Here is a 12434-nt window from a genome sequence, read left to right on the forward strand (position 1 = left end):
GGAAAGGACACTCCGAGCATGTGCACTTACCTGACCGAGAAGATCGCCGTCGAGGGCAGCGGCAAGGGCGCCCAGGGCTGGTTCGGCCTCAGCGAGGCCACGGTGTACGTCGACCACCCCACGCACGCCGGCTACGCGCACACGGTGAACATCGACTTCCTCAACCCGTCGATGGGCCCGTCCGCGCGCGTCGCGCTGGAACTGACCGAAGAGGACGCACTGGCCCTGGCCGACGCGATCCACACCGCGCTGAACGCCGCACCGGCGGGGCTCGCCTCACGCAACCAGTAACCGCCCCGCGCCGGGGTGGGCGCGGGGGACGGGGCGTCAAGGACTCCTTGCCTGCCTTGAGCGCGGGCAAGGAGTCCTTGACGGCCACGGGAAAAGATCTACAGGCCCATGCTCGAGCCGAGGGTGTCCAGCGCCTTGGAGACCAGGGCCTGGGCGTTGGCGTTCAGGTTGCTGTTGCTGCCGTTCACGACCCAGTCCGAGCCGGAGAAGATCACCACGGTCACGCCGTTGTCGACGCCGCCGTCGGTGCCGCTGCTGTTGATGCCGAGCAGCGAGGCCGCCTTCACCGACGCCTCGCCCAGCTCGCGGGAGTCGTTGTCCGAGGTGGTCTGGTCGTTGCCGGTCTGGGTGTCGCCGAAGATCGAGCCGATCACCTTGCCGTTGTAGAACATCAGGGCGAACTGGCGGCCCTTGATGTTGTGTTCCTTGTAGAAGAAGTGCGGGCAGGGGCTGGTGTTCTCGTAGCAGTCGTCGCCCAGCACGTAGAACGGCACGTGGTGCGCGCCAAGGGCTTTGCCGTTGCTGTCGTTGAAAGTCGTCGAGCCCTGGTGGTCGGGATCGGGGTCCGGGTCGCTGCCGTCGGTGTCCACGGCCAGGCTGGAGCTGTAGGCGTAGACGCCCTTGGCCACCTGGTACGCGTTCACGTTCTTGGCCCGGGTCATGGTGTTGATGTGGGGCTTGGAGTTGACCTGGTTCGCCTTCGTGCTGTTCTTCTTGACGCCGGCCAGCACCTGCGCGGCCGTGTAAGACGGGGCGGCGGCGTTGGTGGCTGCCGCTTCCGACGTGACCGCCGTGGCGGCGTCGGCGGACCTGACAGCGAGCGGTGTGGCGAGTGCCAAAGCAGCGCCTACCACCGCGAAACGCCTTCGGGGAGATGACATGACCGGGCGACCTCCAGGGTTCATTAGGAAACCTTCCTAACATAGTGAACCACTTGAGACCCCGGTCACGTAAGAACCTCACGGAGATTTCAAGGAGATGTCCCGCTCTCCGGAGCACGCACGACAGCTTCACCTGGTCGGAGGGAAGGCCGGGGATGACGCCCGCACCGGCGCCATCCCCGCCCGCCGCACCCGCGCCGGATCCGGGCTCAGCCCAGCTGGATTTCCGGGTGGTAGAGGTCGACCCACGTCGCGATGTCGATCGTGCGGTCGAGGGCTTCCCGGGTGCTGTCCGAGATTTCCTTCGGGTCCATCCGCACGACCTCGGCCAGCCAGGCGCGGTTCGTGAACTGGAAGACGGGGTGATCGGCCTCATGGGCCAAGTCCCCGGCCATCTGCTGAAGCTCGGCGGCGTACCGTTCGTCCTGGGTCGAGGGAAACGGGCTCTTCACCCGGTCCCGGACCGAGGCCGGCAGCAGATCGCCCGCCGCCGCGCGCAGCAGGCTCTTTTCGCGACCGTCGAAATTCTTCATCGCCCAGGGTGTGTTGTAGACGTATTCCACCAGGCGGTGGTCGCAATACGGCACCCGCACCTCCAGGCCGACCGCCATGCTGATCCGGTCCTTGCGGTCGAGCAGCATGGGCAGGAACCGGGTGAGGTGCAGGTGGCACATGACCCGCATCCGGCGCTCCTGCTCGCTTTCGGCAGGAAGCGACTCGACCGCGGCTGCCGCGTCGCGATAGGAATCCTTGAAGTAGGTCTCCAGGTCGAGCGCGGCCATCAGATCCGGATTCATCATGTCCATGGCGTTCGAATCGTCCCATTCGGCGAGAACAGGGACCATCCACGGGTAGATGTCGGCGTTCGCGAGCTCGGGAACGTGGAACCACGGATATCCGGCGAATACCTCGTCCGCCCCCTCCCCGGACAGGGCGACCGTGGAGTGCTCGCGGATGGCCTTGAACAACATGTACAGCGGTACGTCGACGTCCGCCATGCCGATCGGGAGATCGCGAGCCGAGATGACCGCCTTGCGATTGTCCCAATCGGCCATGGCGGTATACGGCAGCACGATGTCCCGATGGACCGCGCCGATGTGGTCGGCCACGGCGTGCACATACGGTGAGTCAGGGGTGGCTCGCATCAGGTCGGGCCGGAAGGCTTCGTTGCGGCCGACGAAGTCGACGGAGTAGGTGTGCACGCGTTCGCCTTGAGCGGCCAGCTGCTGGGCCGCCACGACAGTGAGCGAGCTGGAATCCAGCCCGCCGGACAGCAGGATGCACTGCTGCACGTCCGCGACCAGCTGGTGCCCGACAATGTCGTCGAGCAGCTCGCGAGTGGTCGCGATGGTCGCGTCGAGATCGTCGGTGTGCTCGCGAGGCCCGAGCGTCCAGTAAGTGTGCTCGCGCAGACCGGAGCGGTCGACCACCACCAGGCTGCCCGGACGGACCTCCCGCATTCCGGACCAGATCGAGGCCCCGGGGGTATTCCAGCCGTTCAGCAGCTCGCGCAGACCGTCGGTCCCGATCACCCGTTTCGACAGCGGGTGGGCCAGGATGGCCTTCGGCTCCGAGCCGAAGAGCACGCCGTCGGCGGTGGGGTAGAAGAAAAACGGCTTGATGCCCAGCCGGTCGCGGACCATGACCAGTTTGTCGTCACGAGAGTCCCAGATCGCGAACGCGTACATGCCGTCGAGCCGGTCGGCAAGAGCCTCGCCCCACTCGAGATAGGCGTGCAGCACGACCTCCGTGTCGCTCGAGGTCCGGAACCGATGGCCCCGCCCGTGCAGTTCGGCACGCAATTCGGCGAAGTTGTAGGCCTCACCGCTGTAGGTCATCGCCACGGGCCCGTCCGGGGTGTCCACGGTCATCGGCTGCGCGCCGCCGTCGAGATCGATCACCGCCAGCCTGCGGTGACCGAGCGCGACGTGCTGGTCCACCCAAGTGCCCTCGGCATCGGGGCCGCGGCACGCCATCGTCCCGGTCATGGCGCCCACTGCCGTCCGGTCAGTTCTCAGGTCCCGCTGAAAGGACAGCCACCCGGTGATACCGCACATTCTGCCCGCTCCTCTCGAGTGCGGGCGCGAAGTACGCCCGCCACGGACCATTCCACGACGGGAACGGTGAAACTCCCAGTATTCGGCCGGGTCAGGCCGTTCTGGCTTGTCTGGCCAGTTCGGCGATCCGGCGGACCGTGGCGTCGCGAATGATTTCCGGCATCCGCCCGGTGAAGACCCGCTCCCCCGCCGGTCCGACGACCTGGCGGGCCACCATGGCCACCATCGTGATCAGCGAAACCGAGTCGCCGCCCAGGCGGTGGAAGTCGCTCGCACTCTCGATCGCGCCGGTCTCGACGCCGAGCACCTGCGACCAGACCTTGGCGACCTCGCTCTCCACGTCGTCCAGCGGCCCGGTGCCGGTGGCGGCCGGGGTTCCGGCGGTGGCAAACGGATCCGGCAGCGAGCCGACCGCCACCTTGCCGTTGACCGAGCGCGGGATCTCGTCGACTTCGAGCAGCACCGCCGGGACCATGTAGTGCGGCAGCCGCTCTTCGAGGTACGCCATCAGGTCCGGGATCCCGACGTCCGCGACGGTCAGGAAGTACCCGCACAGCGCCTTGTCCTTGCTGCCCGGCCGCGGGCGGGCGACGACCACCGCGCTCGCGACGGCCTCGTGGGTCTCCAGGGTCTGCGCGATTTCCGCCGGCTCGATCCGGTGGCCGTGGATCTTGAGCTGGTCGTCGATCCGCCCGCAGAACTCGACGGCCCCAGACTCCAGGCGCCGCGCGATGTCGCCGGTGCGGTAGACCCGGCTGCCGTCGGCCATCCGCACGAACCGCTGCCGCGTGAGGTCCGGCCGGCCGCGGTAGCCCCGGGCCAGCTGGACCCCGCCGATGTACAGCTCGCCGGTCTCCCCCGGCGCGACGAACTGCCGGTCCGGCGACAGCAGGTGGAACGTGACGCCGTCGAGCGGCTCGCCGATCGGCACGGCCGCGCCGGTGTCGCGTTCGGCGTCGAAGAAGTGGTGGCTGACGCCGATGGTCGCCTCCGCCGGCCCGTACAGGTTGATGATCCGGCAGTCCGGGCCGAACAGTTCCCGCGCCCGCACCGCGACCGAGCGGGTGAACTGCTCGCCGATCACGATCAGCGTCCGGACGTCACGGGGTTCGAGGTCGAGCCGGGTGATCAAGTCCAAATGAGACGGGGTGAGCGACAGCATCGTGGCCCCGTTGTCCAGCACCTCCTGGATCGCGACGTGGCTGAGCTCGTCCTTCATCAGCAGCAGCGTGCCGCCGACCAGGAACGGCAGGATCAGCGAGATCTCCGCGACGTCGAACGACAGCGAGCACAGCAGCGGCAGCCGCGTCGAAGCGTCGATGCCGTGGTCCCGGACGGCCCAGCTCGCGTAGTTGCTCAGGCTCCGATGCTCGATCTCGACGCCCTTGGGCTTGCCGGTGGACCCCGAGGTGTAGACGACGTAGGCGAGGTCGCCGCCCGACGGCGTCCCGTCGATCTCCGGCGGCTCGGACGAGAACGGCAGGTCGTCCAGGACCAGCCGATCGCAGGCCTCCGGCAGGCAATCCCTGCTGTCGTGGGGTTTCTGGACCAGGCAGACCGGGGACTTGGCGTCCTCGAGGAGCGTGCGGACGCGGCCGTCCGGGTGTTTGGTGTCCATCGGCAGGTACGCCGCGCCGGCGAGCAGGACACCCCAGGCGCCGGCGACGGCCGCGACCGTGCGGTCCGCCAGCAGGCCGACCACGGTGTCCCGTCCGATCCCGCGGTCCCGCAGCGCGGCGGCGACCACGCGCGCCCGCCGTTCCAGCTCGGCGTAGCTGATATCGCCTTCGGGGCCGCTGATCGCGACGGCGTCCGGGGTGGCCTTGGCCTGGGCCCGGAACTGGTCGACGACTCCCCGGCCGGCGGGCATCGCCGGGGTTCGAGGCGGTACCGGCGAAAGGATCTCGCTGTAGTCACGGTTTTCCGCCGGTGACAACATTTCACAGAGGTCGTCGAGCAGGGCATCGGCGCGCTTACCCTGTTCGGCGCCCGCCCACCACGCCAGCGTGAGCTCGGTACGGCTGTCCGTCTCGGTCACGGCGAGGCTCAGCGGGCTGGCCGGTTCCTGGCTTTCGAGCAGGTACATCCCCGTGGCTTCGAACTCCCCGGTGCTGAACGCGAGCGGGTCGAGCCTGCCGAGATTGTTGACGTTGACGAGCAGGGAGAACCGGTCGCGGCGGCGCGCGCGGCGGTCGAGTCCCCTGATCACGACCCTCAACGCCGCCAGCGGCGTGCCGAGGATCTCCGGACCGGGCGCGTGGACCTCGCCGGAGCGCTCCGACAGCATGGTGAGCACCTGCGCGTAAGTGGCCTCCCAGCCCTGGCCGGCCGGGATGTCCAGCGCGACGGTCAGGGAGAGGTTCGACGTCGACCGGACCGACTGCACCTGCGGGTGGAACGGCCGCAGGTCGACCGGGAAGCTGATCGAGGCCCGCGGCCGGCCGCTGTTCGCGGCGATCCGGCTGGCGATTTTCGCGGCCAGGGCCGGAAAGGTGCCGTCGATCGTCCGGCGGCGCCACTGCAGCCCGGCCTGCCCGGCGTCGGCCGGTATGCCCAGCAGCGACGGGGTGGTGTGCTCCTCCTTCGAGACGTCGGCCTTGCGGTAGAGCGGGTCTTCCAGGTCCAGAATGGTCACAGTGGACGGTGCGCCGGCCGTCGCTTCGCCGCGCAGCGCCCGGAAGACGTCGGCTATCCACAGCAGCATCCCCCGCGCGTCCATCACGATGTGCGACACGCGGAAGACGAGCGCCGACGACGGGCCATCGAACAGCAGCACCTCGCAGTTGGCCCCCGTGCCGTCCGGCAACGGGGACCGCAGCTCCGGGATTTCGTGCAGCGCCGAGGGATCCAGGTCACGGCCCTCGACGACGCGCACCGGCGGGGTCTCGCCGCTGTCGATCCAGTTCCGTCCACGCAGGCGGAGCCGGGCACCGGGACACGCTTCCGACGCCACGGCCACCGCGTCGCGCAACTGCGCCAAGCCGACCTGCCCGACCCCTTCCACGCAGAAGGTCATCACCGGAGCCATCGACTCGGGAAACGCCAGGTACCAGCGTTCGAACGGCGCCACCGGCCGGGTGAACGGGGCGGGTGCGCTCGCGGGTTCGTTCCTGTCACCGCTCATCCGGGTTCAGCTCCTCAGTCCTCCGACGTGGGGCGCGGCCGGACTGCCCCGAAAGGACTCGACGCTCCGCTCGCCCGAGCGACTATGCCCGGCTGCGACTGCGGTTCTCACTAAACCTCGAAGCCCGACACTAGAAGTAACCCGAGAACTTCGGTGTTACGGCGGCTGGCCGTAAAGCACAGCCGCCTCGCATGATGCCGGTCAAGCGGTCTCAACAGCTCCCCGGACGGCCGCGCTCCCGCCCCCGTTGTCGGAAGGTGACCGTGACGAACACCGAACTCGACCGTGATCTCTGGGTGCGGCACCCGGCGGTGGCTCGTCCCGGTGCGGTGCGGTTGATCTGCCTGCCGCACGCCGGGGGCTCCGCGAGCTTCTACGTGCCGATGGCCAAGCCGCTGGCGCCCGGGATCGACGTGGGCCTGGTGCAGTACCCGGGGCGGCAGGACCGCCGGCGGGAACCGTGTATCGAGGATCTGGGCCAGCTCGCCGACGCCGCATTCGAGGCGCTGCGCCCGGAACTCGACGGCCCGGTGGCGTTTTTCGGCCACAGCATGGGCGCCACGCTCGCGTTCGAGATCGCCCTGCGGATGGACCAGGCCGGTCTGCCCGCCCCGGTCCGGCTGTTCGTCTCGGCCCGGCGCGCGCCTTCCGCGCATCGGGACGAACGCGTCCACCTCAAGGACGACGACGGGATGATCGCCGAGATCCGCGCGCTCAGCGGGACGGACTCCCGCGCGCTGGGCGACGAGGAGATCATGCGGATGGCGATGCCGTCCATCCGCGCCGACTACAAGGCCGCGGAGACCTACCGGTACCTGCCGGGCCCGAAGCTGCGGTGCCCGATCTCGGCGCTCACCGGCGACAGCGACCCCAAAGCCACCGTCGACGAGGTCGAGCGGTGGCGCGAGCACACCACCGCCGAGTTCGACCTGAACGTCTACCGGGGCGGCCACTTCTACCTGACCCAGCACCAGCAAGCGGTCCTGCAGGTGGTCCGCGACCGGCTGGGGACCACCTGACCACCTCGACCACACAGTTGCGGGGAGTTCACCCATGACCGCGATCGGTTCACACCGGCGGCCGATGATCGAAGCCGTCGGCGTCAGCAAGAAGTACGGTTCGGTGCGCGCCTTGGACTCGGTGACGCTCTCCGCTCCGGAGGGCTCGGTCCTCGGCCTGCTCGGGCACAACGGCGCGGGCAAGACCACGCTCGTCAACATCCTCACCGCGATGACCCCGCTGACCTCGGGCACAGTCCGGGTGGCCGGCTTCGACGTCAGCGCCGAGCCGAAGAAGATGCGTGAGGTCATCGGGCTCACCGGCCAGTTCGCCTCGGTGGACGAGAGGCTGACCGGGCGCGACAACCTGGTGCTGATCGCCCGGCTGCTCGGCGCCGACCGCAAGGCCGCCAAGCGCCGGGCCGACGACCTGCTCGAAGCGTTCGGCCTCACCGCGGCCGCGACCCGGCTGAGCCAGACCTACTCCGGGGGCATGCGCCGGCGGCTCGACCTGGCCGCCTGCCTGGTCGGCAGCCCGGAGGTGATCTTCCTCGACGAGCCCACCTCCGGGCTCGACCCGTCGAGCCGGATCAACCTGTGGGAGATCGTCGAAGGCCTCGTCCGCGAAGGCACGACGGTCCTGCTCACCACCCAGTACCTCGACGAGGCCGACCGGCTCGCGGACTCGATCGTGATGCTCTCGGCCGGCAAGGTCGTCGCTTCGGGCACCGCCGCCGAGCTGAAAGAGCAGGTGGGCCGCCGTTCGGTCACCGTGGTGCTCGAACCCGGCCACGAGCCGGGCACCGCCTGCGCCGCGCTGGAGCACGCCGGGATGACGCCCTCGATCGGGCCGGACGGCAGCACGATCATCACCCCGGTCGGCGCCTCGAAAGATCTCGCCGCGGTGATCCGGGCGCTGGACGACGGCGGGATCGAGGCCGCCGAACTGGCCTTCGGCGAACCCACCCTGGACGACGTCTACCTGGCGCTCGCCAACAAGTCCGCGCCCCATCCGGCCCAAGCCTCATGGAGTCCCGTATGACCTCGACCGTCGCCCCCGCCCCAGGAAGCGCGACCCGGGCGCGCTGGCCGGGAAGCTCGGTGGGGGCCCAGATCCTGATTCTCACCGACCGTTCGCTGCGCGCGCTGATCCGGGAGCCGCAGCTCGTGGTTTTCGGCCTCATGCAGCCGGTGATCCTGCTGTTCCTGTTCACCCAGGTGTTCGCCAACCTGCTGATGACCCCGCACTTCCCGCAGGGCATCTCCTACGTCGACTACCTGGTGCCGGCCGTGCTGATCGACAACGCCGTGCAGTCTTCCCTGCAGAGCGGGGTCGGGCTGGTGGAGGACCTGAAGAACGGGGTCGTGTCCCGGCTCCGGTCGCTGCCGATCCAGCCGGCCTCACTGCTGATCGCGCGCAGCCTGTCCGATCTGTGCCGCAGCGCGGTGCAGATCGTCCTCATCCTGGTGCTGGCCATCGCCTTGCTCGGCTACACGCCGAAGGGCGGGATCACGGGCATCCTGATCTCGATCGGCCTCACGCTCGTGGTCAGCTGGGCACTGGGCTGGGTCTTCCTGGCGGTCGGGACCTGGATCCGCAAGGCCGAGCCGATGCAGACCATCAACGGCATCGCGCTCTTCCCGCTGATGTTCGCCTCGAGCGCCTACGTGCCGGTGGCCGATCTCCCGACCTGGCTGCAGATCGTCGCGCGGGCCAACCCGCTGACGTACGCGGTGGACGCGACCCGTGCGGTCGCGTTGGGCATCCCGGGGTCGACCGCCCTGGCGCCCGCGGTGGTGATCAGCTTGGTGATCGTGATCGTGTCGTTCGGCTTCGCAGTGCTGGGTTTCCGCCGTCCGCTCACCGCCTAGATGCTCGTGAGTGTTTATGACGGTTAGAACCGTCTGTTGCAGTTCAGGACTTCGTGGACAGTTGATGTTTCAGGACATCGTGGACACTGACCGGCCTGTCGGCGTGGTGACCAGGGCGTGTGTGGTGATCATGCGGCGATGGGCAGAGCAGGGTTTTCGATGGATCCTGAGTTCGTTGCCGCGGTCGCGCAGGTCGCGGCGGGCGAGAAGGTCAACATTGCGCGGTTCTGCCGCGAGCACGGCGTGTCCCGGGGGTGTTCCACAAGTACCTGGCCCGGTTCCGGGCCGAGGGCGTGGACGGGTTCACCCGCCGCAGCACCGCCCCGCACCACCATCCGAGGGCTCTGGGCGCCGGGGTGGCCGAGGCGGTGCTGCGAGCGCGCAAAGAACTAGCCGGTGAGGGCCTGGACAACGGGCCGATCTCCATCCGCTGGCGGCTCGAGGACACCGGGGTCACCCCGCTGCCGTCGCAGTCCGCGGTCTACCGAATCCTGTGCGAGCACGGCCAGATCGTCCCGGAACCCCGCAAGAAGCCCCGGACCCGGCGCCGGTTCGAATACGCCGACCCCAACGGCTGCTGGCAGATCGACGGCATGGAGCACTACCTCGCCGATGGCACCAAGGTCTGCATCATCCAGATCCTCGACGACCACTCCCGCCTCGACGTCGGCTCCTACGCCGCGGCCAGCGAGAACGGCGCCGACACCTGGACCGCGCTGCAACACGCCTTCGCCGGCTACGGCCTGCCCGTGAAAGTGCTGTCCGACAACGGACTGGCCTTCTCCGGCAAACACCGCGGGAGGACGGCCGAGCTGGAACGCCACCTCGCCGAACGAGGCGTGGCCGCCATCGCCTCCTCGGTCTATCACCCGCAGACCTGCGGGAAAAACGAACGCTCCCACCAAACCCTGCAAAAATGGCTCCGCGCCCGGCCCACGCCCACCACGGTGCCCGAGCTGCAACAACTTCTCGACGAGTACCGGACGATCTACAACCACCGCCGCCACCAAAGCCTGGACGGCGAAACCCCGCAGCAACGCTACGACGCCACCCCCAAAACCGCCCCCAGCACCGCCGCCCACCGGCCCAGCGGCGTCACCACCCGCCCCGTCTCCACCACCGGCGTGATCGCCTTCTCCGGCTGCTCCATCGTCCTGGGCCGCGCCCGGGCCGGCCACACCGCGACCGTTTACTGGCAAGGCGACCGCGTCACCGTCATGATCAACAACACCGTCGCCCGCCACCTCACCCTCGACCGATCAGTACGCTACCAACCACTGACCAGCCACAAACCGTCCACGAAGTCCTGAAACACATCTGTTCACGAAGTCCTGAAACATGACACCCGGTTCTAACCGTCCTAGCCACTCACGAGCTTTTGCGGACAGCACGGCCGCCAGCCCCTCCTGCAGGTCCTTCACGAAATACCCGGGCACCTCCAGCGACGGGAAATGTCCCCCGGCTTCAGGCTGGCGCCAGCGGACGATCTGCCGGTACCGCTCCTGTGCCCAGGGGCGCGGATACCGTTCGATGTCGCGGGGATACATGGTGATCGCGGACGGGACGTCGACCCGGAGTTCCGGATCCAGCGAGTTGTGGCTTTCGTAGTAAATGCGGGCCGCCGAGGCGCCGCTTCGGGTCAGCCAGTACAGGGTGACGTCGTCGAGAATGCGGTCGATCGAAATCGTCTCGAACGGGCTGTCCTCGGTGTCCGACCATTCGGCGAACTTGTCGAGGATCCAGGCCAGCAGCCCGACCGGTGAGTCGACGAGCGAGTAGCCGATGGTCTGCGGCCGGGTCGCCTGCTGCTTCGCGTACGCCGCGCGGTGACGCCAGAAATGGCGGGTTTCCTCGGCCCACTGGCGTTCGAGCTCAGTCAGCCCGTCCGTGCTCGCCCCGGGCAGGCCCTCCGCGAACGTGGTGTGGATGCCGAGCACGTGCTCCGGGAACCGGCCGGCGAGCACCGTGGTGATATTGCCGCCCCAGTCGCCGCCGTGGGCGAGGAACTTGCCGTAGCCGAGCCGGCCCATCAATTCCACCCAGGCGGCCGCGATCTTTTCGGTCCCCCACCCGGTGGTGGCCGGCTTGCCGCTGTAACCGAAGCCCGGCAGCGACGGGACCACGACGTGGAACGCCGGCCCGTCTTTCGGCTCGGCCAGCTCGTCCACTACATCGATGAATTCGGCGATGCTGCCCGGCCAGCCGTGCGTCAGGATCAGCGGGGTGGCATCCGCGCGCGGGGATCGGCGGTGCAGGAAGTGGATGGCCAGGCCGTCGATGGCGGTGCGGAATTGGCCGATTTCATTAAGGCGCTTTTCGAACGACCGCCAGTCGTATCCGGTGCGCCAGTAGTGCACGACGTCGACGAGATCGGCAAGGGGAACGCCCTGGTCCCATCGGTGTGGATCGGGCGCGGGGCGATGGACCGTCTCGGCCTCCGGGAGGCGCGCGGCGGCCAATCGGGCGCGCAGATCGTCGAGGTCGGTGTCGGGTGCGTGGGCTCCGAATGGCTGGACGTCGCTGGTCGGGCTGGGCATGGGGCCTCCTGGTCGTCGTGGAACCGGCTTAGACGGTTCTAACAGACGGCGGCGTTTCGACGCAACCTGCTAAGCTGGTTCCATGCGTGTGGAGTTCCCGGAATTTCGGCTCGGTACCGTGCTGGCGACCAGCTTCACCGGGACTTTGTCGGAGCGTCAGGGCGACGAGGTGGAGCGCATTCCCACGCCGGGCCGGCTCGCCGATTGGCTGGCCTTGAGCGGCCTCTCCGTGGACTCCTGCACCGAGGCTCAACTAGAGCGCGCGCGGGAATTGCGGGAATCGATCCACGCCGCGGCGACGGCGGCCGCGATCCAGGAACCCCTCCCCCCGGCGGCCGTGCAGGTCATCAACGACTACAGCGTTCAGGGCCGGGCCGCGGCGATCCTGACGCCCGACGGCAAACGACGCTGGCAGCTCAGCTCGACGTCGTCGGTGGAAGACGCCCTCAGCGTGATCGCCGCCGACGCGATCAGCATCATTTCCGGTGAGCGCGACGGAAAACTGGCCTTGTGCGCGTCACCGACCTGCCAGGCCGCCTTTTTCGACACCAGCCAGAGCCGCACCCGCAAATGGTGCGAGATGAACACGTGCGGGAATCGTCAGAAGAAGGCACGGTTCATGGCCAACCAGCGTAAAAACCGCAGTTCGGCGGAGTGATCGTCCGACGGCCGGG

The 12434-nt window shown here is 68.5% G+C and carries 9 protein-coding genes and 1 pseudogene; 6 read left to right on the plus strand and 4 right to left on the minus strand.

Going from position 1 to position 12434, the window contains the following annotated elements; genetic code table 11:
• Positions 1-18: 18 nt before the first annotated feature.
• Positions 19-291 (plus strand): DUF6295 family protein, encoded by a 273-nt coding sequence (locus OG371_RS40795; protein ID WP_329061996.1) that lies wholly within the window; start codon positions 19-21, stop codon positions 289-291.
• A 98-nt stretch (positions 292-389) separates the two neighbouring features.
• Here OG371_RS40795 and OG371_RS40800 read toward each other — a convergent pair whose 3' ends face one another.
• From OG371_RS40800 to OG371_RS40810, 3 genes are all read right to left on the minus strand, one after another.
• Positions 390-1130 (minus strand): glycoside hydrolase family 75 protein, encoded by a 741-nt coding sequence (locus OG371_RS40800; RefSeq protein WP_329061997.1) that lies wholly within the window; start codon positions 1128-1130, stop codon positions 390-392.
• A 251-nt stretch (positions 1131-1381) separates the two neighbouring features.
• A complete protein-coding gene (gene asnB, locus OG371_RS40805; protein WP_329061999.1) occupies positions 1382-3229 on the minus strand; it encodes an asparagine synthase (glutamine-hydrolyzing) in 1848 nt (615 codons plus the stop codon).
• A 91-nt stretch (positions 3230-3320) separates the two neighbouring features.
• On the minus strand, positions 3321-6353 hold the full coding sequence (locus OG371_RS40810; protein ID WP_329062001.1) for a non-ribosomal peptide synthetase: 3033 nt from the start codon (positions 6351-6353) through the stop codon (positions 3321-3323).
• 263 nt (positions 6354-6616) lie between these two features.
• On the opposite strand from OG371_RS40810, the gene OG371_RS40815 reads away from it, so the two are divergent.
• The 4 genes from OG371_RS40815 to OG371_RS40830 all read left to right on the plus strand — a co-directional run bounded on the left by OG371_RS40815 (position 6617) and on the right by OG371_RS40830 (position 10533).
• Positions 6617-7372, plus strand: a complete 756-nt coding sequence (locus OG371_RS40815; RefSeq protein ID WP_329062003.1) for a thioesterase II family protein — start codon at positions 6617-6619, stop codon at positions 7370-7372.
• Between the two features lie 34 nt (positions 7373-7406).
• On the plus strand, positions 7407-8393 hold the full coding sequence (locus OG371_RS40820) for an ATP-binding cassette domain-containing protein (protein ID WP_329062006.1): 987 nt from the start codon (positions 7407-7409) through the stop codon (positions 8391-8393).
• Positions 8390-9223, plus strand: coding sequence for an ABC transporter permease (locus OG371_RS40825; RefSeq protein WP_329062008.1), 834 nt, complete (start codon positions 8390-8392; stop codon positions 9221-9223). Before OG371_RS40820 ends, OG371_RS40825 begins: the two co-directional genes overlap by 4 nt.
• 254 nt (positions 9224-9477) lie before the next feature.
• Entirely contained in the window at positions 9478-10533 is a 1056-nt protein-coding gene (locus OG371_RS40830; protein ID WP_329062010.1) for an integrase core domain-containing protein, read from the plus strand.
• A gap of 69 nt (positions 10534-10602) precedes the next feature.
• Here OG371_RS40830 and OG371_RS40835 read toward each other — a convergent pair.
• Positions 10603-11760: pseudogene (locus OG371_RS40835) on the minus strand (epoxide hydrolase family protein); the annotation flags it as partial.
• Between the two features lie 82 nt (positions 11761-11842).
• Here OG371_RS40835 and OG371_RS40840 point away from each other — a divergent pair.
• Positions 11843-12418 carry a CGNR zinc finger domain-containing protein gene (locus OG371_RS40840; protein WP_329062012.1) on the plus strand — a complete coding sequence of 192 codons (576 nt, stop codon included), beginning with the start codon at positions 11843-11845 and terminating at the stop codon, positions 12416-12418.
• The last annotated feature ends 16 nt before the right edge of the window (positions 12419-12434 follow it).

This window comes from Amycolatopsis sp. NBC_01480, assembly GCF_036227205.1.
In the GTDB taxonomy this organism is placed as follows: domain Bacteria; phylum Actinomycetota; class Actinomycetes; order Mycobacteriales; family Pseudonocardiaceae; genus Amycolatopsis.